22 protein-coding genes are annotated in these 26,522 nt (G+C 69.6%); 8 read left to right on the top strand and 14 right to left on the bottom strand.

The features are described from left to right. Positions 1–13: 13 nt before the first annotated feature. From dusB to AB3X08_RS17825, 4 genes are all read right to left on the bottom strand, one after another. On the bottom strand, positions 14–1,012 hold the full coding sequence (dusB, locus tag AB3X08_RS17840) for a tRNA dihydrouridine synthase DusB (RefSeq protein WP_369938566.1): 999 nt from the start codon (positions 1,010–1,012) through the stop codon (positions 14–16). A 133-nt stretch (positions 1,013–1,145) separates the two neighbouring features. Beyond that, entirely contained in the window at positions 1,146–1,751 is a 606-nt protein-coding gene (locus AB3X08_RS17835; protein WP_369934093.1) for a DUF4893 domain-containing protein, read from the bottom strand. A gap of 88 nt (positions 1,752–1,839) precedes the next feature. Continuing rightward, complete coding sequence (locus AB3X08_RS17830; protein ID WP_369938565.1) at positions 1,840–2,793, bottom strand: ribokinase; 954 nt, start codon at positions 2,791–2,793, stop codon at positions 1,840–1,842. A gap of 46 nt (positions 2,794–2,839) precedes the next feature. Beyond that, positions 2,840–4,138, bottom strand: coding sequence for a NupC/NupG family nucleoside CNT transporter (locus AB3X08_RS17825; protein ID WP_369934092.1), 1,299 nt, complete (start codon positions 4,136–4,138; stop codon positions 2,840–2,842). Between the two features lie 239 nt (positions 4,139–4,377). On the opposite strand from AB3X08_RS17825, the gene AB3X08_RS17820 reads away from it, so the two are divergent. From AB3X08_RS17820 to AB3X08_RS17800, 5 genes are all read left to right on the top strand, one after another. Beyond that, a complete protein-coding gene (locus tag AB3X08_RS17820) occupies positions 4,378–5,349 on the top strand; it encodes an aldo/keto reductase (protein ID WP_369934091.1) in 972 nt (323 codons plus the stop codon). A gap of 190 nt (positions 5,350–5,539) precedes the next feature. Beyond that, entirely contained in the window at positions 5,540–5,740 is a 201-nt protein-coding gene (gene hemP / locus AB3X08_RS17815; protein WP_009577197.1) for a hemin uptake protein HemP, read from the top strand. A 170-nt stretch (positions 5,741–5,910) separates the two neighbouring features. Beyond that, positions 5,911–8,139: a TonB-dependent hemoglobin/transferrin/lactoferrin family receptor gene (locus AB3X08_RS17810; RefSeq protein ID WP_369934090.1), complete on the top strand. Its 2,229-nt coding sequence runs from the start codon at positions 5,911–5,913 to the stop codon at positions 8,137–8,139. A 6-nt stretch (positions 8,140–8,145) separates the two neighbouring features. After that, positions 8,146–8,742, top strand: a complete 597-nt coding sequence (locus AB3X08_RS17805; protein ID WP_369934089.1) for a Hemin transport protein — start codon at positions 8,146–8,148, stop codon at positions 8,740–8,742. A 47-nt stretch (positions 8,743–8,789) separates the two neighbouring features. After that, positions 8,790–9,719 (top strand): DUF6607 family protein, encoded by a 930-nt coding sequence (locus AB3X08_RS17800; protein WP_369934088.1) that lies wholly within the window; start codon positions 8,790–8,792, stop codon positions 9,717–9,719. Positions 9,720–9,814: 95 nt separating this feature from the next. On the opposite strand, the gene AB3X08_RS17795 is transcribed toward AB3X08_RS17800, so the two are convergent. From AB3X08_RS17795 to AB3X08_RS17765, 7 genes are all read right to left on the bottom strand, one after another. Then, on the bottom strand, positions 9,815–10,246 hold the full coding sequence (locus AB3X08_RS17795) for an endonuclease (protein WP_369934087.1): 432 nt from the start codon (positions 10,244–10,246) through the stop codon (positions 9,815–9,817). A gap of 144 nt (positions 10,247–10,390) precedes the next feature. Further along, complete coding sequence (locus AB3X08_RS17790; protein WP_369934086.1) at positions 10,391–11,260, bottom strand: ABC transporter permease; 870 nt, start codon at positions 11,258–11,260, stop codon at positions 10,391–10,393. Next, a complete protein-coding gene (locus tag AB3X08_RS17785) occupies positions 11,257–12,141 on the bottom strand; it encodes an ABC transporter ATP-binding protein (protein WP_369934085.1) in 885 nt (294 codons plus the stop codon). The genes AB3X08_RS17790 and AB3X08_RS17785 overlap by 4 nt, the downstream gene beginning before the upstream one ends. Position 12,142: 1 nt before the next feature. After that, positions 12,143–13,201 carry an ABC transporter substrate-binding protein gene (locus AB3X08_RS17780; RefSeq protein WP_369934084.1) on the bottom strand — a complete coding sequence of 353 codons (1,059 nt, stop codon included), beginning with the start codon at positions 13,199–13,201 and terminating at the stop codon, positions 12,143–12,145. A gap of 66 nt (positions 13,202–13,267) precedes the next feature. After that, entirely contained in the window at positions 13,268–14,161 is an 894-nt protein-coding gene (locus AB3X08_RS17775) for a TauD/TfdA dioxygenase family protein (RefSeq protein WP_369934083.1), read from the bottom strand. Positions 14,162–14,425: 264 nt separating this feature from the next. After that, a complete protein-coding gene (locus tag AB3X08_RS17770; RefSeq protein WP_369934082.1) occupies positions 14,426–16,909 on the bottom strand; it encodes an ABC transporter permease in 2,484 nt (827 codons plus the stop codon). Further along, positions 16,906–17,508 (bottom strand): ABC transporter ATP-binding protein, encoded by a 603-nt coding sequence (locus AB3X08_RS17765; protein ID WP_369934081.1) that lies wholly within the window; start codon positions 17,506–17,508, stop codon positions 16,906–16,908. The genes AB3X08_RS17770 and AB3X08_RS17765 overlap by 4 nt, the downstream gene beginning before the upstream one ends. Before the next feature lie 125 nt (positions 17,509–17,633). Here AB3X08_RS17765 and AB3X08_RS17760 point away from each other — a divergent pair, with 125 nt between their 5' ends. From AB3X08_RS17760 to AB3X08_RS17750, 3 genes are all read left to right on the top strand, one after another. Further along, a complete protein-coding gene (locus tag AB3X08_RS17760; protein WP_369934080.1) occupies positions 17,634–18,299 on the top strand; it encodes an arylesterase in 666 nt (221 codons plus the stop codon). A 92-nt stretch (positions 18,300–18,391) separates the two neighbouring features. Continuing rightward, positions 18,392–19,105 carry a response regulator transcription factor gene (locus AB3X08_RS17755; RefSeq protein ID WP_003481607.1) on the top strand — a complete coding sequence of 238 codons (714 nt, stop codon included), beginning with the start codon at positions 18,392–18,394 and terminating at the stop codon, positions 19,103–19,105. A 107-nt stretch (positions 19,106–19,212) separates the two neighbouring features. Beyond that, positions 19,213–20,493, top strand: coding sequence for a sensor histidine kinase (locus AB3X08_RS17750; protein ID WP_369934079.1), 1,281 nt, complete (start codon positions 19,213–19,215; stop codon positions 20,491–20,493). A 104-nt stretch (positions 20,494–20,597) separates the two neighbouring features. On the opposite strand, the gene AB3X08_RS17745 is transcribed toward AB3X08_RS17750, so the two are convergent. The 3 genes from AB3X08_RS17745 to AB3X08_RS17735 are packed head-to-tail and all read right to left on the bottom strand — an operon-like array spanning position 20,598 to position 26,398. After that, positions 20,598–22,037, bottom strand: coding sequence for an efflux transporter outer membrane subunit (locus AB3X08_RS17745; RefSeq protein WP_369934078.1), 1,440 nt, complete (start codon positions 22,035–22,037; stop codon positions 20,598–20,600). Next, positions 22,024–23,196 (bottom strand): efflux RND transporter periplasmic adaptor subunit, encoded by a 1,173-nt coding sequence (locus AB3X08_RS17740; protein ID WP_369934077.1) that lies wholly within the window; start codon positions 23,194–23,196, stop codon positions 22,024–22,026. The genes AB3X08_RS17745 and AB3X08_RS17740 overlap by 14 nt, the downstream gene beginning before the upstream one ends. After that, positions 23,186–26,398: an efflux RND transporter permease subunit gene (locus tag AB3X08_RS17735; RefSeq protein ID WP_369934076.1), complete on the bottom strand. Its 3,213-nt coding sequence runs from the start codon at positions 26,396–26,398 to the stop codon at positions 23,186–23,188. The genes AB3X08_RS17740 and AB3X08_RS17735 overlap by 11 nt, the downstream gene beginning before the upstream one ends. Positions 26,399–26,522: the final 124 nt, after the last annotated feature.

Here is a 26,522-nt window from a genome sequence, read left to right as displayed (position 1 = left end):
CAGGAAAAAGACGTCAGGCGGCAGCGGACAAGGTCGGTGGCACGCCGGCGATCAGTGCATCGAAGTACTCGGCGGTCAACGCCAGTTGCGCCTGTGCGCTCTCGGCACGGTTGACCACGGCGCGGAACGCGGCGTTCTCGGGCCGGTCCTTGGCGTACCAGCCCAGGTGCTTGCGCGCGATGCGCACGCCCTGCGCCTCGCCGTAGAACGCGTGCAGCGCCTGCAGATGGCCGAGCAGGGTGTCGCGCACGAACTGCAGCGATGGCGCCGGCAGCAGTTCGCCGGTCGCCAGGTAGTGCGCGATCTCGCCGAAGATCCACGGCCGGCCCTGCGCCGCACGGCCGACCATCACCGCGTCGGCGCCGGTCGCGGCCAGCACCTGCGCGGCCTTGTGCGGCGAGTCGATGTCGCCGTTGGCGATCACCGGAATGCGCAGCATCGCCTTGATCTGAGCGATGGTCGCGTATTCGGCCTGGCCGGTGTAATGCTGGTCGCGGGTGCGCCCGTGCACGGCCAGCGCGGCGATGCCGCAGTCCTCGGCGACGCGCGCGATGGCCGGGCCGTTGCGGTGGTCGCAATCCCAGCCGGTGCGGATCTTCAGCGTCACCGGCACCGGCGAGGCCTTCACCACGGCGCTGAGGATGCGCGCCACCAGCGCCTCGTCGCGCATCAGCGCCGAGCCGGCCCAGGCGTTGCACACCTTTTTCGCCGGGCAGCCCATGTTGATGTCGATCAGCTGCGCGCCGTGGTCGGCGTTGTAGCGCGCCGCCTCGGCCAGCTGTTGCGGTTCGGTGCCGGCGATCTGCACGCTGACCGGGTCCGGCTCGCCGGCGTGGTCCATGCGCTGCAGCGACTTGCGGGTCTGCCAGAAGCGCGGGTCGGAAATGGTCATCTCCGAGACCGCCAGGCCGGCGCCCAGACGCTTGCACAACAGCCGGAACGGCTTGTCGGTGACCCCGGCCATCGGCGCCAGGATCACCTTCGGTTCGATCGTGTAGGGGCCGATGCGCATGCGGCCATTGTCGCCGCCGTCGCGGCCGCTGCCAACTCGGGCGCTGCGGCGGGACATTCATGCCGGCCTGGTCGAGGCAGGGCGGCCAGGTCGCCGACCCGATCGCGCGCGAACGCGATCCGCCGCGTGCGTCTCAGCGGATCAGCTGGTACAGCTCGAAGCCCTTGGCGGTGCCGTCCAGGATCAGCAGCAGTTCGTCCGGACCCAGCGCCACCAGACGCCCGACGCTGTTGCCGTTGGTGCCGTCCGAGACATTGCCGGGCGCGTAGTGGCCCTGCGGATCGTCGTTGACCGTGCTGGCGCCGAGAAACGCGAACTCGCGGCTGTCCTTGGCCAGCGGATACAGCGTACCGCTGCGGCGCTGCGAGCCGCTGGTCTTGCTGAAACGGTAGCCGCAGGCATCGCGCGCGATCTCGGCCTTGAAGTAGGGGTAGGCATAGGCGAAGCGCTGGTCGACCTGGATCGAGCGCACCTTCCAGCGGCCTTCCAGCTTGCCCGGCAGTTGCGGCGACTGCGCGCGCTGCAGCAAGGTGCGCGCCAGTGCCGCGCCGTCTTCCTGGTCGGCATCGTCGTAGTGCGGCGCGATCGCCTGTTGCAGACTGCTCGCGGAGACGGTCACCGCGGCGCGGTCGGCGTCCACGGCAGTGCTGTTCCAGTCGCACGGTTGCGCGGCGAAGGCGGACAGTGGGGCAAGCAGCGCGCACAGCGCGCCGCACGAGGTGGCGAAAAAACGCGGCATCGAAAACTCCTTGTCGTGATGCAGGCCCGGCACGACGCCGGGCGGTGTTGTGTGATCCAGGAACGCCGCTGCCTGCGCAGCGGATGGCTCAACCGGCGTCGGGCACCAGCCGCGGCATCGCCGCGGCGGCGCCTTCGGCTTCGGTCGAACGCGCCGCGTAATGGTTGGCGAAACGCACATGGGTGGCGAAGGCGGCGTTCGGCGATTGCGCCAGCGAAGCCGCCAGCGCGCCGTTGAACGCATCGCCGGCGCCGGTGGTGTCCACGGTGTGCGCCGCTTCGGCGCCGATGCGGTAGTACGGCTGCGTGTCGCCGCGCTGGCGCTCTTCGGGATGCGAGATGAACGCGCCCACAGCGCCCAGCGTCACCACCACGGTGCCGCCCGGCAGCAGCTTGCGGCACAGCGCGTGCAGGCTGCCGCCATCGGTGGCGGCGACGTCGTCGGCATCCACGCGCTCGCCGACATGGCGCGTCAGCAGCGCGGCGAACTCGGTTTCGTTCGGGGTCAGCACGTCGGCCAGCTTGAGCAGGCCGATGCTGGTCTGCGCATTCGCCGGCGCGGCGTTGAGCACGGTGGTCAGGCCGCTCTCGCGGGCCAGCGCCAGGGTCGCCTCGATGGTCTCGATCGGCGATTCCAGCTGCGCCAGCAGCACCCGCGCCGAGCTCAGCAGCCCGCGCTGCGCCTGCACGAAGTCCAGGCTCAATGCGGCGTTGGCGCCGGCGCCGATGACGATGGTGTTGCGGCCGTGGCCGTCGACGTAGATGCCGCCGGTGCCGGTCGGCTCGGCACTGGCCTCGGCGGCCAGCGCGATGCCGTCCTGCGCCGCCAGCGCACGCGCCATCGCGCCGCCGGCATCGTCGCCGAGCGCGCACACGAAGGTGGTGCGGGCGCCGGCGCGCGCCGCCGCCACCGCCTGGTTGAAGCCCTTGCCGCCGGGGCCGGTGCTGTAGCGGCCGGCGATGGTGGCGCCGGGGGCGGGCAGGGTTTCGCAGCGCCAGACGTGGTCCACATTGAACGAACCGACGACGATGACCGAACTCATAGGCATGTGCTGCTTCTCAACAAGTACTGGGGAAAGGGAAAGCGCATCAGCCGAAGTGCGACAGCACGCCGGCGATGGTGGCGGTCATGAAGGTGGCGATGGAACCGCCGAGCACCGCGCGCAGGCCGAACCGCGCCAGGTCCTGGCGCCGCTCCGGGGCCAGCCCGCCGATGCCGCCGATCTGGATCGCGATCGAACTGAAGTTGGCGAAGCCGCACAGCGCGTAGGTGGCGATCAGCCGGCCCTCCTCGCTCAGCCGCATGCCAGGGACCTCGCCCTTCACGATCTTCGACAGCTCGGTATAGGCGACGAACTCGTTGATCACGACCTTCTGCCCGATCAGCGAGCCGACCGTGGTCGCGTCCGCCCACGGCGTGCCGATGACCCAGGCGATCGGCGCCAGCAGGTAGCCGAAGATGGTCGCCAGGTTGGTCGGGCGGCCGATCGCCGCGGCCAGGCCGGTGGCCTCGCCGATCCAGGTCAGCGGTGCGTTGACCAGCGCGATCAGCGCGATGAACGCCAGCAGCATCGCACCGATGTTCAGCGCCAGGCGCAGGCCGTCGCCGGCCCCGGCGGCGGCCGCGTCGATGATGTTGCTAGTGGTCTTCTCCACTTCCATCTTGACCGTGCCGCGGGTCAGCGGCGTGCCGGTCTCCGGGATCAGCAGCTTGGCCACCACCAGCGTCGCCGGCGCGGCCATGATGCTCGCCGCCAGCAGGTGCTTGGCGTAGAACGCCTGCTGCGCCGGATCGCTGCCGCCGAGCATGCCCACATAGGCCGCCAGTACGCCGCCGGCGATGTGCGCCATGCCGCCGATCATCATCGTCAGCAGCTCGGACTCGGTCATCTTCGGAATGTATGGGCGTACCGTCAGCGGCGCCTCGGTCTGGCCGATGAACACGCTGGCGCAGACGCTGGTGGTTTCCGCGCCGGACACGCGCATCACCTTGGTGATCGCCCAGGCCATCACCCGCACCACCGCCTGCATCACCCCCAGGTGGTAGAGCACGCCCATCAGCGCGGAGAAGAAGATGATCGTCGGCAACACCTGGAAGGCGAAGATGAAACCGTTGCTGGTGGTGTTCATCAGGCTGCCGAAGATGAAGTTGGAGCCTTCGTTGACGAAGCTCAGCACCTTCACGAACAGCTGTCCCAACCAGTTGAAGACCTCGCGCCCGCCCGGCACCAGCAGCACCAGCGAGGCGAAGCCGATCTGCAGGATCAGGCCGGTCGCGACCAGCTTCCAATCCACGGCGCGCTTGTTGTTCGAGAACAACCAGGTGATCCCGATCAACACCGCCAACCCGAACAGGCCGAAGCCGATCCTCCCCAAACCCTCGACCATCTGCTTCCCCTGGATCGCCGGACCAAAGAGGGGGAGCGTAGTGCAGGGGGGGACGGGCGGCAAGGCGAGCTGTGTTCAGTCGGGGATTTGGGAGTGGGGAGTGGGGAGTGGGGATCGGAAGAGTAGGCGCGCGCTGCTACCGTCGACGGGTGTAGGCCGACGGGCCCTGCTGCGCCGCCGCTACACTGTGCGGCCACCCGCCGGCCGCGCCGCGGGTTCGCTCAGCAGGAGGAGTTGCCATGCATTACCGTCGCCTCGGTGCCACCGGGCTGCAACTGTCGGCGCTGTCGTTCGGCGCCTGGATCAACTTCGGCGGACAGATCGGCCGCGACGAAGCGCGCAACCTGATCGCCGCCGCCTGGGACCATGGCGTCAACTTCTTCGACAACGCCGAGGTCTACGCGCGCGGCCGCGCCGAGCAGGTGATGGGCGATGTGATCGCCGACCTGCGGCTGCCGCGCGATGGCTATTGCGTGTCCAGCAAGGTGTACTTCGGCGCGGTCGACGCACCGCGCCCGACCCAGCGCGGGCTGTCGCGCAAGCACGTCACCGACGCCTGCCATGCCGCGCTGAAGCGGCTGCGGGTGGACTATCTGGATCTGTACTACTGCCATCGTCCCGATGCCGACACGCCGGTGGAGGAAACCGTGCGCGCGATGGACGCGCTGATCCGGCAAGGCAAGGTGCTGTACTGGGGCACCTCCGAATGGCCTGCCGAGCGCATCCGCGAGGCGGCGCAGGTGGCGCAGGCGCTGGGCCTGCAGGGACCGTCGATGGAGCAGCCGCAGTACAACCTGCTGCACCGCCAGCGCGTGGAGCAGGAATACGCGCCGCTGTACGCCGAACTCGGCCTGGGCACCACGATCTGGTCGCCGCTGGCCTCGGGCCTGCTGACCGGCAAGTACAACGACGGCATCGACCCGGCCTCGCGCCTGGGCCAGGCCAGCAATGCCTGGCTGCAGGAGGAGGTGATCGGGCCGCCGGCGCAGCGCCGCGTGGAGCGCGCGCGCCGCTTCACCGCGCTGGCCGCCGCCGAAGGCGTGGCGCCGGCGGCGCTGGCGATCGCCTGGTGCCTGCGCAACCCGCACGTGTCCACGGTGATCCTCGGCGCCAGCCGTGTCGCGCAGTTGCTGCAGAACTTCGACGCGCTGCAGCTGGCCGCGCGCGACGACGCGGCGTGGTGGACGCAGGTCGAGGCGGCGGTGGCCTGAGCCGCGCCGCCTTCGGCGCGGAAGGCGGGTGGGGGTACGGCGCGCGAGCCGCGCGCCATGATTGATTTGCCTAGGCTGTCAAAGTCGGTTTTCCTATTTGCAGCTTGAATCGCCACAAACGAGAACGGCTCTTGCTTAATTATTGAGAATCATTATCATCCGTATCGACCCCTGAGTACGGAACCCGACCATGACCGCTCAACCCGTCCTGTTGCGTCACCCCGAAACCCTGAGCCTGCGCGAGCGTGCGCTGCCGCGCGCGGTCCCGGTCGAAGAGACGATCAGCAGCGAAGCGCTGCTGAAGGGGCGCCGCGAAGTGCTGATCCAGCATGGCGACCGCGTCTATCGCCTGCGCCATACCAGCAACGACAAGCTGATCCTGACCAAGTAAGCCGGCCGGCCGCGCAGCGCGGCCAGCCCACCCGCTCGACACTGCCGCCACCTGGACGGACCCGATGGGTCCGCTGCGGCCGCCCGCAGTCGCGACCGTTTCTCTCCTCGGCCCTTGCGCCGGCTCGTGCCGGCGTGGCCGGGACTTTTTCGCGACCACCGATGACTTCCATGATCCGTACCGCTCCGCTCACCGGCGCGCTGTGGCTGGCGCTGGCTGCCTGCGCGCATGCCGCTTCCGCCGACGCCGCTGCAGACACCGCAGACACCGCCGGTTCCGCCAGTTCCGCCACGCCGCGCGATTTCGACCGCCTGCAGGTCACCGCCACCCGCACCCAGCGCGCCATCGTCGATGTCCCCAGCAGCGTCGACGTGATCGACCGCGCGCAGATGGACCAGGAACTGGTCTACGACCTGAAGGACCTGCTGCGCTACAGCCCCGGCGTCTCGGTCACCGGCAACAGCGGCCGCTTCAGCGGCATCGGCGGCGTCCGCATCCGCGGCCTGGACGGCAACCGCGTGCTGATGCTCACCGACGGCATCCCGGTCGCGGATACCTTCAGCTTCGGCAGCTATCTCAACGCCAACCGCAACTTCGTCGACATGGAGACGCTCAAGCGCGTCGAGATCGTGCGCGGACCGGCCAGCTCGCTGTACGGCTCCGACGCGCTCGGCGGCGTGGTCGCCTACGTGACCAAGGATCCGGCCGACTATCTGGCGCCGGGCAAGAACAGCTACGTGGGCCTGAAGTTCGGCTACGAGAGCGAATGGGACGGCCTGTTCGCCGGCGCGCTGGTCGCGTTGGGCGGCGAGCGCTGGAGCGGCATGGCCGCGGTCAGCCATCGCCAGGGCCAGCAGAGCGAGACCCAGGGCGACAACCGCAGCACCGGTGCGGCGCGCACCGCGCCCAATCCGCTCAGCAGCGACGGCCGCAGCCTGCTCAGCAAGCTGGTGTACGCGCCGAGCGCGAACCAGCGCTTCAAGCTGACCGTGGAAGGCAACGAGGACTATTCCAGCATCGATGCGCTGAGCAACGTCACTTCCAGCATCCTGTCGCAGCGCGGCCGCGACCATCAGACCCGCGCGCGCGTGTCGCTGACCCACGAAGTGGACCAGCTCGACACGCTGCTCGCCGACGACCTGCAGTGGCAGCTGTACCGGCAGGACAGCGAGAGCCTGCAACGCACCGACGAACGCCGCAGCAACAATACCCTGCGGCACATGGAGCACGACTTCGACCAGCGCCTGTACGGGCTGCAGGCCAACCTGCACAAGCAGGTGGACCAGGGAAGCGTGGTCCACGATGTCAGCTACGGCATCGAGCTGTCGTGGAGCGATACCCACGAAAAGCGCGACGGCTACGCGCAGAACCTGAGCACCGGCGCGATCAGCAAGACGGTAGGTGTGGAGACCTTCCCGGTGCGCGATTTCCCGGTCACCGAGACCACCAAGGCCGGCGCCTACCTGCAGGACGAGATACGCCTGGCCGACGGCCGCTTCAGCCTGATCCCGGGCCTGCGCGTGGACTACTACCGGCTGTCGCCAAAGGTCGATGCGATCTTCGCCACCGACAACCCCGGCGTGGCCGTGGAGAAGGTCACCGACAGCAACGTCTCGCCCAAGCTCGGCGCGATCTGGCGCATCGACGATGCGTGGTCGCTGTACGCCAACTACGCGCACGGCTTCCGCGCGCCACCGTACAACGACGTCAACATCGGTTTCACCAACCTGCAGTTCGGCTACACCGCCATCGCCAATCCGGACCTGAAACCTGAGACCAGCAAGGGCGCCGAACTGGGCCTGCGCTACACCGCGGCGGCGGGCTATGTCGGGGTGAGCGGCTACTACAACGACTACCGCGACTTCATCGAGTCCTACAGCTTCGTCGGCTACAACGCCGACGGCCTGATGCTGTACCAGTCGCGCAACGTCGATCACGTGGTGATCAAGGGCGTGGAGGCCAAGGCCGGCGTCGATTTCGGCGCGCTGTCCGCGCGCTGGGCCGGCTGGTCGCTGCATTCCAGCGCCGCCTATGCGCGCGGCGACAACAAGACCGACGCCACGCCGCTGAATTCGATCGATCCGCTGCGCGGCGTGCTCGGCCTCGCCTACGACCGCCAGACCTGGGGCACGCAACTGGTCGGCACCTTCGTGGCGAAGAAGAAACGTCCGGCGTCGCCGACGTACTACACGCCGTCCGGTTACGCGACGCTGGACCTGCTGGCGCACTGGAACTTCACCCCCGGCGCGCGCCTCAACGTCGGCGTGTTCAACCTGGCCGATCGCCGCTACATCGACTGGAACACCCTGCCCAGCGCGACGCCGACCAGCAGCGCGGTACTGGACCGCTACACCGGCGCCGGACGCAGCGTTTCGGTCAGCCTGGCGCTGGACTGGTAGCGGCGCATGGGCAAGGCGGCGCCAGCGACCACCGACACGACCCGGATCGCCGCATCCGCGCCGCTGCCGCGCCCGGCGCAGCTGGCGGCGCTGGGCACCGTGCTGTGCCTGTACCGCGCGCAGCTCGGCACCGAACTGATGGGCTGGAACCATGCGCTGCGTGTCGGCGCACAGCTCGGCGTGGACAGCGATGGATTGCGCGAAAGCCTGTGCTTCTACGATCGCCAGGGGCGCTGCTGCTGGCGCCTGTACCTGTTGCCGGACAGCGATTTCGTCGCCTGGGACGCCTTGCTGTCCATGTTGCCCGCCGTGCACAGCGGCAGCGCCGATGCCGGCGTCGGCGAGCGCCTGTGGCGGCGCGTGGCCGGCCGCCTGAGCGGCGACAGCTGGCGCGCGCGGGCGCTGCGCCTGCATGCGAGCGACGGCGAACTGGCGGCCAGCGTCGCCAGCGTGTCGCCGCTGGGCGCCAGCATCGCCCGGCGCATCGCGCGGCTGGAAGCGGCCGAGGGCGAAGTGCTGGTCGACGACTGCTGCTGCGCCCGCGCCGGCCCGACGAGCGCGCGCCACGATCCGCAACGGCCGTGGCCGCTGCTGCGCCTGTAGGGCGCGTTTTCTCCTTTTTTCCTCAGCTACCGCGACCGATCACCACGATGAAATCACCGCTTCTGCTGCTCCTGCTCGCCGCCACCGGCCTGGCCCACGCCCAGGACGCCGATCCGCAACGCGACCGCGCCAGCATCCTGGCGATGCAAGGCGAGTACATGGTGGATTTCGCCTTCGACGAGACCGTGCTGCTCAAGCCCGGCTACGAGCGTGCGCCGGCGATGCGCAGCGGCGCCAACGAAGTGGTGATTGTGGTCGAGGACAGCCCGCGCAAGGTGGTGCTGCAGCATCTGCTGGTCGACAGCAAGAGCGGCCACGTGACCAAGCACTGGCGCCAGGACTGGAACTACGAAGCGCCGCAGCGCTTCGAGTTCAGCGCCGACCAGACCTGGCAGGTGCGCCCGCTGGCCGCGGCCGCGACCCGCGGCGCGTGGACCCAGTGCGTGTACGAAGTCAGCGATGCGCCGCGCTACTGCGGCACCGGCCGCTGGGACTACGCCGACGGCCACCCGACCTGGACCAGCGACCTGAGCTGGCGTCCGTTGCCGCGCCGCGAATACACCAGGCGCAGCGACTACAACGCGCTGGCGGTGATCAACCGGCACACGCTGACTCCCGCCGGCTGGACCCACGAGCAGTTCAACACCAAGGTGCTGCGCAAGCCCGACGGCAGCCAGCAGCCGATCGCGCGCGAATTCGGCTTCAACGACTACGTCAAGACCGACGAGGTCGACTTCAAGCCGGCCTACGCCTACTGGAAGGCGACGCAGGGCTATTGGGCCAGGGTGCGCGCGCACTGGGATGCCTTCCTGGGCAAGCCGCCGGGCGTGCACCTGAAGACCAAGCTCGACGGCATGGCGATGATCGTGCCGCTGTTCGAGCAGGCCGACGCGGTGCAGCAGGGCAAGCCGGTGGCCGACGCCAGGATCGACGCGGTGTTCGCGCAGTGGGTGGAGCCGGCGCCCGCCGAGCGTTGAACGCCGCAGCCGACGCAGTGCCAGGGTGGGAAGGCGGCCGGGACTGGCGCCTTCCCTTTTTTCGTCCGGCGCGGGCATCGCGCTGCGACGCAGGGCTACAGGTCGGTCACCAGGTGGTAGCTCGATCCCTTGCGCTCGGGCAGGGTGAAGATCCATGGAAACCCGACCGACAGCCCGCTGAGGTCGAGCCACTGCGGATTGAACGATTCGATCAGGCCGCGCTGCCAGCAATGGCTGAGCCGTGAGATCTCGGCGGCACGCAGCAAGGCGGCCACTTCGTTCTCGCATTCCTCGTACCATACCGCAAGGATCGCGACCGGATCCTCCGTTTGACCGCGCACGTTGTTGCGTGCGCGCAGCGTCCTGCCCAAGCCATCGAGCGCCTGCGGCGTCGGTGCGGTGGCGATGTAGTAGGGGCCGCTGCGGGTCTCGGCCAGGATGCAGGCCAGGTATGGCACGCCGTTGCGTGCGGCGACCTCGCTCGCTGGGGCGGACGCGCTGTGCGGTGGACTGTCGCTTGCCGGCATGGTCCTCGTGCTCGCGATGCTGACCGGGCGCGGGCCGAGCTGCGCACGAAGCGGCAGCGGCAGTCGCCGCGATGCTCGGCCAAGGCCGGGGCGGCCGTCAAGTCCGGCGCGCGCTGCATGGAATGGGCGCGCGTTGCCCGCCACTCAGCGCTGCATGCCCCAGCGGTGCACGGTGAGCCGTTCCAGCACGCGGAAACCGGCGCCTTCCACCAGCAGGCCGAGCAGGATCACCATCGCCAGCCCGGCGAACACGCGGTCGGTGTACAGCTCGTTGCGGTTCTGGAAGATGTACCAGCCAAGACCGCCCTGGCCGGAGGTGGCGCCGAACACCAGCTCGGCGGCGATCAGCGTGCGCCAGGCGAAGGCCCAGGCGATCTTCAGGCCGGACAGGATCGCCGGCAGCGCGGCCGGCACCAGGATCGCGACGACGTAGCGCAGCCCGCGCAACCCGTAGTTGCGCCCGGCCATGCGCAAGGTCTCCGGCACGCCCTGGAAGCCGGCATAGGTGTTCAGCGCCAGCGGCCACAGCACCGCATGCACCAGCACGAACACCAGGCTGCCGTTGCCCAGGCCGAACCACAGCATGGCCAGCGGCAGCAGGGCGATCGCCGGCAGCGGATTGAACATCGCGGTCAGCGTGCCCAGCAGGTCGCGGCCGATCCGGGTCGAGGCCGCCAGCGCGGTCAGCGCGAAGGCCAACGCCACGCCCAGCGCATAGCCTTGCGCCAGCATGCGCAGCGAGGCGCCGACGCGGCCGAGCAATTCGCCCGACCACAGCCCGTCGGCGAACGCGCGTGCGGTCTGCACGAAGCCCGGCAGCAGCAGGTCGTCGTCGAGCCAGTACGCGGCCGCTTCCCACAGCCCGGCCAGGGCGAGCAGGATCAGCGCCTGGCGCAGCCAGTCCGGCAACCGCCGCGGCGGCGGCGCCAGTGTCGCTGCGGTCGCGACGTAGGCGACCACTGGGCGTTCGTACTCGGCGCGAATCGGCGGCCGCAGCGGCGCGGCGGCGCTCACGGCGCGACCTCGCGCAGTGCCGCGCGTCTGCGCAACGGCGCCACGTTGCTGGCGCCGGCAGCGGCGTCGGTATCGGCATCGCTGGTGTCGGTGCCGGAGCCGCCGGGCGGGTCGAACAGCAGCCGGTGGATGCGTTGCGCGGCCTGCTGGAACGGCGAACTGCCGACACTGGCCGGGCCGAAGCCATGGCTGTTGAGTTCGGCGCGGACCTGGCCCGGATGCGGCGACAGCAGCACCACGCGGTTGCCGACCAGCAAGGCCTCGTCGATCGAATGGGTCACGAACAGCAGGGTGAAGCGCAACTCGTCCCACAGTTCCAGCACCTGTTCCTGCATGCGCTGGCGGGTCAGCGCATCGAGCGCGGCGAATGGTTCGTCCATCAGCAGCACGCGCGGCTGCATCGCCAGCGCCCGCGCGATCGCCACGCGCTGCTTCATCCCGCCGGAGAGGGTATGCGGATAGGCGTCGGCGAACGCGGACAAGCCGACCTTCTGCAGGTAATGGTCCGCGCGCTCGGCCGCTTCGCGCCGGCCCAGCTTGCGCGCCGCACGCAGGCCGAAGGCCACGTTCTGGCGCACCGTCTTCCATGGCGCCAACTGGTCGAATTCCTGGAACACCACCACCCGGTCCGGCCCCGGCGCGCGCAGCGCCTGCCCATCCAGGCGGATCTGTCCCTCGCTGGGCGCGACGAAGCCGGCGATGGCCTTGAGCAGGGTCGATTTGCCGCAGCCCGACGGGCCGAGCAGCACCAGCCGGTCGCCGGCGTACACGTCGAAGCTGACCTGATGCGTGGCGCGCACCACACGCTGCCCGGTGGCGTATTCCAGGCTGACCCGCTCGACCTGCAGCAGCGGCGCCGGCGCCAGTGCGAATGCGCTCATCTCAGCTGCCTCCGGCGACTTGCGCGCTGTCGAAGAAATAGTCCTTGACCGTGCCGGGCGCCTGCTTGATCGCGCCGATCCGGTACAGGAACTGGCCGAGCTTGAGCGTGTTCTGCGGTGCGGTCTTGAACTGCACCTTCGGGTCCTTGAGGATGCGCAGCACCAACGCACGATCGATCTTGCCGCCGTTGGCGCGCACGAACAGGTCCGCCGCCTGTTCCGGCTGGCGCTGCACGAAGCTGGCCGCCTCGGCCAGCGCGGCGACGAAGGCCTGGTAGGTCTTGGGATTGTCGCGGCGGAATTTCTCGGTGGCGTACAGCACCGTGGCCGAGGTCGGGCCGCCCTCGATCGCGTACGAATCCAGCACGATGTGCGCCTTCGGATTGCGCGCCAGTTCCTGTTCCTGGAACGGCGGACTGGCGAAGTGCGCGGTGATCTCGGTGCCGCCGCGGATGATCGCCGCGGCGGCGTCGGGATGCGGCACCGCCACCTGCTGCGTATCCAGCCGGTTGTAGGCCTTCTCGCCCCAGCGCTGCGCGGAGGCGTGCTGCAGCAGGCGCGATTGCACCGACACGCCGACCGCCGGCACGGCGATGCGGTCGCGCGGGCCGAAGTCGTCCAGGGTCTTGATCCGCGGATCGTTGCTGATCAGGTAATAGGGGAAGTTGCCCAGCGAGGCCACGCCGCGCACGTTCTGGCGGCCGCGGGTGCGGTCCCACAGCGTGAACAGCGGGCCGACGCCGGCGCCGGCCACATCGATCGAGCCGGACAGCAGCGCATCGTTGGCGGCGGCGCCGCCGGACAGCTGCAGCGTTTCGACCTCGATGTCGATGCCGGCGGCCTTGCCGTGCTTCTCGATCAGCTTCTGCTGCTGGGCCACGTCCAGCAGCAGGTAGACGATGCCGTACTGCTTGGCGATGCGCAGCCGGCCTTCGGCGTGCGCGGGCGGGCCGTGCAGCAGCGCGATGGCGAACAGCGTGGCGGCGAACCAGCGCAGCCGCCGCGACGCGGCGTCGCGCGGCGCGGTTGCCGGGAAAGCAGGTGAATCGAAAGCGGTCATGCGTCGCTCCGTTGCGGGGAGGGGCGGAGTGGCGGGGCAGTGCGCCGTGCCGGCGCTGGCGTCGGCCTAGAACGGCACGTCGCCCTCGATGGTGGTGCGGTGCAGGCGCCGGCGCAGATGGTCCGGAGTGCCGCCGGCCAGGTGGGTGACCGAGCGGTTGTCCCAGAACACCATGTCGTGCGCCTGCCAGCGATGCCGGTAGACCAGCGGATCGGCGCTGCTGTGCGCGAACAGCGCCTGCAGCAGCGCATCGCTTTCGTCCTGCGGCAGGCCGACGATGCGGGTGGTGAAGTGCTCGCTGACGAACAGCGCGCGGCGCCCGGTTTCCGGATGGGTGCGCACGATCGGATGCTGCACCGGCGCCACCTCGTCGATCTGCGCCTGGCTCAGCGGCGGGCGCCACGGATTGCGCGCGCGCAGTTCCTCGTATTTGGCCAGGTAACTGTGCTCGGCCAGGCGGCCATCGACGGCGCGCTGCAGGGCGGGCGGCAGCGTGTCCCAGGCCAGGTGCTGGTTGGCGAACAGGGTGTCGCCGCCTTCGGCCGGTAGCTCCTGCGCCAGCAGCATCGAACCCAGGCTCGGCGTCGGCTTGTACGACAGGTCCGAGTGCCAGTAGTGCCCGGCGTCGCCCAGCCCGATCGGCTGGCCGTTCTCCTTGATGTTGGACACCACCAGCACCTCCGGCTGCTCGGGCAACTGGAACTGGCGCAGCACATGGATCTGCAGCGGTCCGAAGCGGCGGCTGAAGGCCACCTGCTGCGCGGGCGTGATGCGCTGATCGCGAAACACCAGCACGTGGTAGTGCAGATGCGCGCGATGCAACAGCGCGAACTTGGCCGTATCCAGCGGCCGGGTCAGATCCAGTCCCAGCACCTGCGCGCCCAGCGGCGCGGCGAACGGTTCGATGCGGACCGCCGACGTCGCCGGGGCCGGCCGTGTTGCGGTGGATGCGCGCGCCATCGTCTGCCCTCGTCTGCGAAAGATGCAGCGCCGCGCGCACGGCACGCGGCATCGATTGCACTGTAGGCAGGGTCGGGCGTGCGCTGAAGCAACCATTCGGATGGTGCTTATACGCAACCGGCATATGTGTGGTGCCGGGATTGGGGATTGGGGATTCGTCGTGGTCCGCCAATTGCCGTCGGCGGTGTGTGTCGCCGATGGCGTCGAGCACGCGTCGGCGACGCCCGCGTCTTGCCGCGGGCGTGCATGCCGGTTGCGCCGCGCTCAGGTCTCGCGCAGCGCCAGCGCCGGCGGCGTGCGCAGGATGCGGCGCGTGCCCGACCAGCCGGCGAGCAGGCTCAGCAGTACGCCGGCGACTCCGCCCAGCAGCAGCGCCGGCCATGGCGGCGACAGCGTCAGCTGGAACGCCTGCTTCGCCACCACCACGCCGATCCCCGCGGCCGCGCCGACCGCCAGAATCGCCGCGAGCAGGCCGAGCGCGCCGAATTCCACCAGCACCGCGCCGCGCAGCTGGCCGCGGCGCGCGCCCAACGTGCGCAGCACTGCGCTGTCGTAGCGGCGTTCGCCGGCGGTGGCCTGCAGCGCTGCCAGCAACACCAGCACGCCGGCCAGCAGGCTGAAGCCCATCACCAACTGCACCGCCTGCGCCACCTGGTCGATCACCTCGCGCACCCGTCCCAGGATCGCGTCGATGTCCAGCAGCGACACGTTCGGATAGGTGCGGCTGAGGCCGCTCAGCTGTGCGGCGGAACCGCGCGGCAGGTGGAACGCGGAGATCAGGTTGTACGGCGCGTCCTGCACCGCACCGGCATTGAGCAGCAGGAAGAAGTTGACCCGGAACGAATCCCAGTCGGCCTTACGTATGCTGGTCACGGTGAAGCTGCGCTGCTGCTCGCCGAGCAGCAGGGTGATGCGGTCGCCGAGCTTGAGCCCGTAGCGCTGCGCCCAGCCTTCCTCCACCGAGGCCTCGGCCGCGGTGCTGTCGGCGGCCCAGAAACGGCCGGACAGCAGCCGGTTGGCGGCGGGGAATTCGTGCCGCCAGGAGAAATTGATCGGCCGGTCGGTGCCATCGCCGTCGTCCTGCGGTCCCTGCTCCTGGCGCTGCGGCGGCTTGCCGTTGATCGCCACCAGCTTGCCGGTGCTGAACGGCTCCACCGTCGCGTCGCCGACGCCGAGCCCGCGCAGCGTGCCGAGCACGTGCTCGGCCTGGTCGGGCTGGATGTTCATCAGGAAGTAGTTCGGCGTGTCCGCCGGCAGCCGGTCGCGCCACTGCCCGAGCAGGCCCGGGCCGATCACCGCCAGCAGCAGCAGCGCGCACAGCGACAGCGACAGCCCGACCAGTTGCACCACGCTCAGCGCGCGGCGCCGGGTCAGCGCGGCCAGGCCCAGCTTCCAGGGGCCGCGCAGGCGCGACTGCAGCCGCCGCAACAGCGCCAGCAACAGGCCGCCGACCGCCGCGGCGAGCGCGGCCAGCAGGGTCAGCCCGCCCAGCACCCAGGCCGCGAGCACGCCGTCGCCGGTGGCGTACACCGCCAGCACCACGGTGGCGACCAGCGCGGCGGCGTAGACCAGCAGCGAGGTCGGCGGCAGCGCGGCGAAGCTGCGGTTGAGCACGCGCATCGGCGGCACGTCGCGCAGCCGCAGCAGCGGCGGCAGGCCGAAGCCGAGCAGCAGCAACAGGCCGATGCCGGCGCCGGCCAGCGCCGGGGTCGCCTGCGGCAGCGGCAGCCGGTTCGGGATCAGGCTGCCCAGCGCTTCGACCAGGCCGATCTGCGCCAGCATGCCCAGGCCTACGCCGAGCGCGCAGGCGGGAATCGCCAGCAACAGCAACTGCAGCGCCAGTGCGCCGAGGATGTCGCGCTGGCGCGCGCCCAGGCAGCGCAGCACGGCCACGCTGTCGATGCGGCGCAGCGCGAAGCGGTTGGCCGCCAGCGCGGTGGCGACGCCGGCCAGCAGCACCGCCAGCAACGCGGTCAGCGCCAGGAACCGGCCGGCACGGTCGAATGCGCCGCGCACGCCGCGCTGGGTGTCCTCGATGCCGACCAGGCGGAACGCCTTGGCGCGCGGGGCCAGCCATTCGCGCAGCGCGGCGATCTCGCCGGGCGCGCCGGCGAACATCAGCCGGTACGAGGCACGGCTGCCGGGGCCGAGCAGGCCGGCGGCATCGACGTCGGCGCGGTTGACCAGCAGCGGCGGCGACAGCTGCATCAGTTCGCCGGACGCATCCGGCTCGGCACGCAGCACCCGGGTCACGCGCACCGTGCCGGCGCCGAATTCCAGCTCGTCGCCGAGCTTCAGCCCCAGCGCTTCGAGCAGGCGCGGATCGGCGTAGGCCTGGCCGCGCGGCGGCGGGCCGGCGCGCTCGCTGCCGGCGCCGGCGGTATCGCGTGCGACCAGCAGTTCACCGCGCAACGGATAGCCGACGTCGACCGCCTTGATGTTGGCCATCTGGCTGGCCTCGCCATGGAACAGCACGCTGGGGAAGCTGACCAGGCGGGTGTGGCGCAGCCCGCGGCGCTGCGCCTCGTCGGCGAACGCCGCGGGGATGTCCTGGCGCCCGGTGACGCCGAGGTCGCCGCCGATCACCTCGGCGGCGCTGCCGGTCAGCGCCAGGGTGACGCGATCGACCAGGGTGCCGACCGCGGTCATCACCGCCACGCCCAGCACCAGCGCGGCGAACACGGTCAGCAGGTCGCCGGCGAACAGCTCGCGGCGCAGCGCGCGTGCGGCATGGCGCAGCACGTTCATGCGTCGGCCACCGCTTCGGCCTGGCGCAGGCGCCCGCGGTCGAGCCGGTAGCGGTGTTCGCACCGCTGCGCCAGGCGCAGGTCGTGGGTGACCAGGACCAGGGTGGTGTCGCTGCCGGCGTTGAGCGCGAACAGCAGATCGCTGATCTGCTGGCCGGTGGCCTGGTCGAGGCTGCCGGTGGGTTCGTCGGCGAACAGGATCCGCGGCCGCGCCACGAAGGCGCGCGCCAGCGCCACGCGCTGCTGCTCGCCGCCGGACAGCTGCCGCGGGTAGTGCCGCGCCCGCGCCGTCAGGCCGACGGCTTCCAGCACCTCACTGACCCGCGCCGGGTCCTCGCGCCCGGCCAGTTCCAGCGGCAACGCGATGTTTTCCGCGGCGGTCAGCGACGGCAGCAGGTGGAAGCTCTGGAACACGAAACCGACTTCGCGCGCGCGCAAGGCAGCGCGCGCTTCCTCGTCCAGCGCGTTGAGCGACTGTCCGGCGAGCACGATCTCGCCGCGCGTCGGCAGGTCCAGCCCGGCGAGCAAACCGAGCAGGGTGGTCTTGCCGGAACCGGAGGCGCCGACGATGGCGACGCTGTCGCCTTCACCGATGGTCAATCCGACGTTGTCGAGAATGTGGACCGTGCCCTCCGGTCCGCTGACGGATTTGCCGACATCGCGTACGTCGATCGCGATGCCGGTGCGGGGAGTGGGGGCCAGACTGTCGATGAGGAAATCTCCGGATGCGTGGCAACGATACGAAAGGAACGCCTGCCTGGACGCGTAGCGCCTGGCTCCTGGCCTGTCTGGCATGGTGTCTGCTGCTGCCCGCCATCGCCTGTGCCAAAGGTGCGACGGGGCCGGTGCTGGTGGTCGGCGACAGCCTCAGCGCTGCGCACAACATCCCGGTCCAGTCCGGCTGGGTGGCGCTGCTGGAGCGCCGCCTGCAACAACAGATGCAGGCGCCACCGGCCGTAGTCAATGCCAGCATCAGCGGCGAGACCTCGTCCGGCGCGCTGACTCGGCTGCCGGCGCTGCTGCAGAAACACCGGCCGTCGGTGGTGGTGATCGAACTCGGCGGCAACGACGCGCTGCGCGGGCTGACCCCGGCGGAGCTGCGCGGCAATCTGGAGAAGATGATCGTGCTCAGCCGTAACGCCGGCGCGAAGGTGCTGTTGCTGGGGATCGACGTGCCGCCCAACTACGGGCCAGCCTACCGGCAGCGGCTGCGCGCGGTCTACGCCGACCTGGCCAAGCAATACCAGACCGGGCTGCTGCCGTTCCTGCTGGAAGGCGTGGCGCTGAACCCGGCGCTGATGCAGGACGACGGCCTGCACCCCACCGCCGCCGGCCAGCCAAAGGTCCTGGACAACGTGTGGCCCAAGCTCAAACCCTTGATCGGTGGGTGATTTTTATGCCGCTCAGGCACATGAAGCGTTCTTCACGCGGTCACCACCCGGCTTCCGGCATGTTTCACAAAGCTGAAGACTGAGGAAGCTCTATGCGTCAGACCAAGGAAACCTCCGGACTCGTTCTGGTCGTCGAGGACAACCGCAACATTTCCGAAATGATTGGCGAATACCTGGAAGGCCGCGGATTCGAAGTGGATTACGCCTGCGACGGCCTGGATGGGTATCGCCTGGCGGCGGAGAACAGTTACGACGTGGTGGTGCTGGACCTGATGCTGCCACGCCTGGACGGCATCGAAGTGTGTCGCCGTTTGCGCAACGACGCACGCAAGTCCACGCCGGTGCTGATGCTGACCGCGCGCGACACGCTCGACGACAAGCTCACCGGCCTGGGCTTCGGCGCCGACGATTACCTGACCAAGCCGTTCGCGATCCAGGAACTGGAAGCGCGGCTGCGTGCGCTGATCCGCCGCGAACGCCGCCAGGTCGGCTCGGAAGTGCTGAAGGTGGCCGACCTGGTGCTGGATCCGGTGAGCATGCGTGCCACCCGCGCCGGCACCGAGCTGCAGCTGTCGCCGATCGGCCTGCGCCTGCTGACCATCCTGATGCGCGAATCGCCGCGCGTGGTCACCCGCCAGGAGATCGAGCGCGAGATCTGGGGCAACGGCCTGCCCGATTCGGACACCCTGCGCAGCCATCTGTACAACCTGCGCAAGATCATCGACAAGCCGTTCGACCGGCCGCTGCTGCACACCGTGCAGAGCGCCGGCTACCGCATCGCCGACATCGCCCAGCCGATGAGCTGAGCGGTACCGGTTTCCGTTAGCAGGCAGACCCCGGAAACGGGGCCTGCCTGCACGGCGGATACGCGATTCGCCTTTCTATAATCGCGGCAAAAAAAACGGAAGCAGTAATGCCGCACGGGTTGCCGCGCAAAATCCGCCTTGCCCTGATCGCCCGGATCCTGTTCGCTGGCTGCATCGTGGCCTTGGGCAGCTATGTGGTCGTGGCGGTGGTGCAGCACTCGCTGGTCGGATCGGTGATGCGCCAGGAAGCCGAGCATTACTGGCGCCTGCACGCGCAATTTCCCTCGCAGCCGCCGCCGAACAGCCACACCTTGCGCGGTTATCTGCTGCCGGCCGGGCAAACGGATGCGGCGTTGCCGGCGAGTCTGCGCGGCCTCGCGCCCGGCTTGCACGAACACCGCCCCGGCGGCGAGATGGTGCTGGTCGACGAGACCAAGGCTGGGCGCCTGTACCTGGTGTTCCTGCGCGCGCAGGCGCAGCGTCTGGCGTTCTGGTTCGGCATCGTGCCGGCGCTGTTGACGCTGATCGCGGTGGTGGCGGTCGGATGGCTGACCCATCGCGCCTCGCGGCGCCTGTTGTCGCCGGTGAACTGGCTGGCGCGGCGCGTGTCGCAATGGGATCCGCGGCATCCATCCACCGCCGACCTGGCGCCGGAGAACCTGCCTGCCGACGTGCAGGGCGAATCGCGGCAGCTGGCCGCCGCGCTGCATGCGCTGGCCTTGCGCGTCACCGACCACGTCTCGCGCGAGCGCAACTTCACCCGCGACGCCAGCCACGAGCTGCGCACGCCGCTGACGGTGATCCGCGTCGCCAGCGACATCGCGATGACCGATCCCGACCTGCCGCCGCGGCTGGGCCGCAGCCTGCAGCGCATCCAGCGCGCCGGCCGCGACATGGAGGCGGTGATCGACGCCTTCCTGATCCTGGCGCGCGAGGCGGACGTGGTGCCGCAGAGCGAGACCTTCGACGTCGCCGAGGTGGTCGAGTACGAGGCCGAGAACGCACGCGAACTGTTGACCGGCAAGCCGGTGACGCTGACCGTCAGCGTGCTCGCGCCCGCCCGCCTGCACGCGCCGCCGCGGGTGCTGCACGTGGTGGTCAGCAATCTGCTGCGCAACGCCTGCAGCTATACCGATGCCGGCACGATCGAGGTCGAGATCGGCAACGACCGGATCAGCATCCGCGATACCGGCATCGGCATGTCCAGCGAAGCGCTGCAGCGCGCGTTCGAGCCGTTCTTCCGCGCCGAACCCGACCGCCCGCAGGGCACCGGGCTGGGCCTGTCGATCGTGCGCCGGCTGTGCGAGCGCTTCGGCTGGCGGATCGGGCTGGAAAGCGCCGAAGGCGGCGGGACCACCGCCACCGTGCGCTTCGATCCGGCCAAGTGAGCGGCGGTGGCGCGAGCCACCGTCAGCGCGCTGGCTGAGACGATCGCCGCTTCAGGCTCACACCGACGCCAGGTGCGGATGCCCCGGTCGCGATCGACGCCCCGTCAGGTTTTCTCGCCGGCCTCCCATCCGCCCCCCAACGCGCGGATCAGCGCGACGCTGGCGCGCAACTGCCGGGTCTCCAGATCGATGACGCTGCGCCGCGCATCGAGTTCGGCCGTCTGCGCCTGCACCACATCGAGGTAGCCGACGGCGCCCTCGCGGTAATGATTGAGCGACAACTGGACCGAACGCTGCGCGGCATCGGCCGCCGCGCGCTGATCGGTCAGCGCCGTGCCCAGGTCGCGCAGCAGGGTGAGGTTGTCCTCGACCTGGGCAAAGGCAGTGAGCACCACCTCGCGGTACTTCGCGCCGGCCTCGGCGGTCGCGGCCTGCGCCGCTTTCACCCCCGCCTTGCGGCGGCCTCCATCGAACACGTTCAGCAGCAGGCTGGGGCCGATGGCCCAGAACCGGTTGGGCGCGGTGGCGATGCCGCCCCAGCGATCGCTCTGCCAACCGCCTTGCCCGTCGATGGTCAGTTGCGGGAAGAACGCGGCGCGCGCGATGCCGACCTGCGCGTTCGCCGCTGCGGTGCGCCGCTCCGCGGCGGCGATGTCTGGGCGACGCTGCAACAGCGTCGAAGGCACCTGCAGCGGGATCGTCGGCACCGGCACCTGCGCGGTGTCGGCCGCGAGCTGGAAGCTGGACGCGGAATCGCCGACCAGCGCCGCGATGGCATGCAGCACCAGCGCGCGTTGCGCCTGCGCCTGGGTGCGTTGCGACCTGGCGTTGGACAACTGCGTCTGCGCGCGCGCCACGTCCAGGGCCGAGGCGATCCCCCCGGCATGACGCGACTGGGTGAGCTGCAGGGCCTTGTCGAACGCGTCGATGCTCTCGCTCAACGCCTGGATCTGGCGGTCGTCGCCGTTGAGCTGCAGGTAGCTGTCGGCAAGCTGCGCCTGCAGGCTCAGCCGCGCCTGGGCGAGATCTGCAGCGGAAGCGGCCTGCTGCGCTTGACCAGCGGCGACGGTGTCGCGCACGCGGCCCCACAGGTCCACTTCGTAGTCGAACTGGGCACCGATGGTGTACGCGTCGTAGTAGGCCGGCGAGGTGGCGCCGCGCAGCGGGCGCGTGTCCGATTGGCGGTTGCGCACCGCGCTGCCGTCCAGGCCCAGGGTCGGGAAGTAGCCGGCACGGGCCTGCTTGGCGAACGCCTCGGCCTGCTGGTAATGGGCGAGCGCGGCGGCCAGCGTGGCGTTGTTCGCCAGCAGGCGCGCCTGCAACTGGTCGAGCCGTTCGTCGCCATAGACCTTCCACCAGCCGTCGCGGTCGATGCCATCGGCGGGTTGCGCTTGCACCCACGGCGAATCGGTATCGCTGTACTGCGCCGCCACCGGCACCTCGGGCGCCCGGTAAGTGGGCGCAAGCGAGCAGGCCGCCAGGCCCAGCGCCGCCAGCGCCGCGGTCGCGGCGAGCCGTGCGCGTCGGCGATCAGACCTTTGCATGGTCGCCTGCCGGCTTGGGCGCACTGATGCGCACGCGGTCGCCTTCGGCCAGGCCATCCGGCGGGCTTTCGATCAGGCGGTCGCCGGCGGCGACGCCCGAGCCGAGCTGCACCGTCTTGCCGAAGTCGCGGGCGATGGTCACGGTCTTGAACGCCACCTTGTCGTGCGCATCGACCACCGCCACGCGCAGGCCCTTGTCGTCGAACACCAGCGCGCTGGCCGGCACGCGCAGCAGCGTGGCGTTGGCCGCAAGCGCGAAGGTGACGCTGGCATAGCCGCCAGGCAGCAGCTTGCCGTCCTGGTTGTCCACGGCCACCTGCACAAGCGTGGTGCCGGATGCGGCGTTGATCGCCTCCGACGACCTGTCGACGACGCCGGCGAAGCTCTGGCCCGGATACTCCGGCACCGTCAGCGTCACGTGGGTGCCGGCACGCACCGATGGCGCATAGTTCTGCGGCACGTTCACGTACATGCGCAGCTTGCGCGTGTCCGACACCACGAACAGTTCCTGGCCGCCGCCGCCGGCGTTGACCAGCGCGCCGACATCGGTCTCGCGCGCGGTGACGGTGCCGTCGAACGGCGCCACCAGCTTGGCGAAGCCCTTCAGTGCCTGGATGCGTTCGACATTGGCCTGCGCGGCCTGTTCGAGCGCGCGCTTGGCCGCATAGTCGCCGCTCTTCTCGTCCACTTCCTGCCTGGACACCGAGTCGGAATTGCCCATGGCCTGCCAGCGCTTGGCGGTGGTCTGCGCCAGCGCCGCGTTGGCGCGGGCGCTGGCCAGGTCGGCCCTGGCCTGCAGCAGTTGCTGGTCCAGGTCGGGGGTTTCGATCTCGGCGAGCACGTCGCCGGCCTTCACCTTGCTGCCGATGTCGGCCTTCCACCATTTCAGGTAGCCGCTGGTGCGGGCGTAGATCGGTGCGCGCGCATACGCCTGCAGGCGGCCCGGGAGATTGAGTGCGTTGTCGCCCTGGCCCGCTTCCGGCGTCACCAGTTGCACGGTCGGCATGGCCTGGTCGTCGGTCCACACGCGCAGCGTGCGTGCGTCGTTGACGCGCGTGGCGACGCCTGCGACGACGATGGCCAGGATCACGATCAGCGCGATGACGCCGACCAGGCGGAGGCGGCGCAGTGGCCGGGGATGCGGGGTATCAGGCGACATGCAAGGACTCTCCGGAGGCGTTCGCCGGGGCGGATGACGGATGGGCGCGACGGCTGTGGATCATGCTGAAGACGATCGGCACGAAGAACAGCGTGGCCGTGGTGGCGAAAATCAGGCCGCCGATGACGGCGCGGCCCAGCGGTGCGTTCTGCTCGCCGCCTTCGCCCATGCCCAGCGCCATCGGCGCCATGCCGATGATCATCGCCAGGGCGGTCATGAGCACGGGACGGAAGCGGACGAAGCCGCCCTCGAGCGCGGCCTTGGCCGCGTCGCCGTGCTCAGCCAGGCGCTCGCGGCAGAAGCTCACCACCAGGATCGCGTTGGCCGTGGCCACGCCCATGCACATGATGGCGCCGGTCAGCGCGGGCACCGACAGCGCGGTATGCGTGGCGAACAGCATCCACACGATGCCGGCGATCGCCGCGGGCAATGCGGTCACGATCACGAACGGATCGCTCCACGACTGGAAGTTCACCACGATCAACAGGTAGATCAGCACGATCGCGCCGAGCAGGCCGAAGATCAGCCCGGAGAACGCGCTGTTCATCGTCTGGACCTGGCCGAGCAGCGCGGTGCTGGACGCCTTGGGCAGGAACTTCTGGTTGGCGTCGACGATCTTCTGGATATCGGCGGCGACCGCGCCGAGGTCGCGGTCCTGGGTGGCGGCGAAGATCTGCACCATCGAATTGATGTTGTACTGGCTGACCACCGCGTTGGTCGCGGTTCGCGATACCGTCGCCAGCCCGCCGAGGATCTGCGCGCCGCCGCCGCCCGAGCTGGGGCTGATCGGCACGTTCTGCAGGCCGGGCAGGCTGTCGAGGCTGTACTGCGGGGTCTGCATCACGATCGGATACGACACGCCGTTCTGCGGATTGAGCCAGAAGGTCGGCGCGATCTGGCTGGAGCCGGCCAGGTTCACGCCCAGGCTGCTGGTGACGTCGCGCTCGGTGATGCCGACTTGTTGCGCAAGGCTGCGGTCCACGTTCACGTTGAAACCGGGGCTGCTCTGCGACTGCTGGATGCGCGCGTCCACCACGCCCGGCACGCGGCGGATCTCGCGCAGCAGGCGGTTGGCGTAGGCGAAATTGGCCGCCAGGTTCGGGCCGCGGATCTGCAGGTCCACCGGCGCCGGCGACCCGAAGTTCAGGATCTGGCTGATGATGTCGGCCGGCGGGAACGAGAACACCACACCGGGAAACTGCCGCGGCAGGGTCTGGCGCAGGTTGCGCACGTAGTCGGCGGTGGGCGCATGGCCCTCGTTGAGCGTGATCTGGATGTCGCCATCCTGCGAGCCGATGGTGCCGGTGTTGTTGTAGGCGTTGTTGATGCCCGAGGACGACAGGCCGATGTTGTCGACGACGCTGCCGAGCTGCTCCTTCGGAATCAGCGTGCGCACCGCGCCGGTCACGTTGGCGAACAGGCGTGCGGTCTCCTCCACCCGCGTGCCGACCGGCGCCCGCACGTGCATCAGGATCTGCCCCGAATCCACCGAGGGAAAGAAGTTGCGGCCCAGCATCGGCACCAGCAGGAACGACAGCGCGACGAAGGCCACGAAGCCCGGCACGAAGATCCTGCGCCGCACCAGCGCGGTTTCCAGCAAGCCGTGGTAGCCGGCCCGCAATGCTTCGAAACGTTTCTCGAAACCGCGCTGGAAGCGCACCAGCGGATTGCGCGAAGGCGCTTGGCCATGGCCGTCGCCGTGCAGGTCGGTATGCGCCGCATGCGGGTGCAGCAGGTATTTGGCCAGCGTCGGCACCAGCGTGCGCGACAGGACGAACGAGGCGATCATCGCGAACATCACCGCCTCGGCCATCGGCACGAACAGGAAGCGCGCGACGCCCTGCAGGAAGAACATCGGCACGAACACGATGCAGATGCACAACAGCGAGACGAAGGCCGGCGTCACGATCTGCGCCGCACCGTCCAGGATCGCGGTCTCCACGTCCTTGCCCTGCTCCAGATGCCAGTTGATGTTCTCGATGGTCACCGTGGCGTCGTCCACGAGGATGCCCACCGCCAGCGCGAGACCGCCCAGGGTCATGATGTTCAGCGTCTCGCCGATCGCCGACAGCGCGGCGATCGAGCTGAGGATCGCCAGCGGGATCGAGGTGGCGATGATCAGCGTCGAACGCCAGCTGCCGAGGAACAACAGGATCATCAGGCTGGTCAGCGCGGCGGCGATCACGCCCTCGCGCGCGACACCCTCGATGGCGCCGCTGACGAACAGCGACTGGTCGCCGATGGGCACGATCTTGAGGTCGGCCGGCAAGGCGTCCTTCATCGCGGCCACCCGCTGCTTGACCCCGGCGATGATCGCCAGCGTCGACGCCGAGCCGTTCTTCAGCACCGTCATCAGCACCGAACGGTCGCCGCCGACGTGCACGATGTTGGTCTGCGGCGGCGCACCGTCGCGCACGTGGGCCACGTCGCGGATGAACACCGTGGCGCCGTCGACCACCTTCACCGGCAGGTTGCCCAGTTCCTCGATGTCGGACGGCGAGTTGTTCAGTTGCAGCGTGTATTCGTACCTGCCGATCTTCTGCGTCCCCACCGGGGTGATGAGGTTCTGCGCGGCCAGGGCGTTGGCCACGTCCTGCGCCGACAGCCCGCGCGCCAGCAGCGCCGGCGGATCGATATCGATCTGCACCTGGCGGGTCTTGCCGCCGAACGGATACGGGATCGCCGCGCCGGCCACCGAGGTGAGCTGCGGACGGATGATGTTGAGGCCGAGGTCGGCCAGGTTCTGTTCGGTGAGGCCTTCGCCCGACAGCGCCAGCTGGATGATCGGCACCGTGGAGGCGTTGTAGTTGAGGATCAGCGGCGGCGTGGTGCCTTGCGGCAACTGGCGCAGCATGGTCTGCGCGACGGCGGTGACCTGCGCGTTGGCGGTGCGGATGTCCGCGCCCGGCTGGAAGAAGATCTTGACGATGCCGAAGCCCTGGATCGAGTTGGCCTCGATGTGCTCGACGTCGTTCACCGTGGTGGTGAGCACGCGCTCGAACGGCGAGGATACGCGCCCGGCCATCTGCTCGGGCGGCAGGCCGTTGTACTGCCAGACCACGGCGATCACCGGGATCTTGATGTCGGGAAAGATGTCCGTGGGCGTGCGCAACGCGGCCAGCGGCCCCACGATCAGGATCAGCAGGGCGAGGACGATGAAGGTATACGGTCGCGTCAGGGCGATCCGGACGATGCCAATCATGAAGGAGGGATTCCGTGCGCGAATGTTGCATCGCGGCGAATTCTGCTCCCGGACCTTCGCTGGGCGTAGTTAAGATTTATTTAGACGCGCATGCGGCGGGGGAAAAAACGCGATGACGCAAGGG

The sequence above is a fragment of the Xanthomonas sp. DAR 34887 genome (assembly GCF_041245805.1).
Classification (GTDB): Bacteria; Pseudomonadota; Gammaproteobacteria; order Xanthomonadales; family Xanthomonadaceae; genus Xanthomonas_A; species Xanthomonas_A tesorieronis.
Note: the sequence above shows the minus strand (reverse complement) of the source record. Positions and strands in the feature narration are given on the sequence as shown.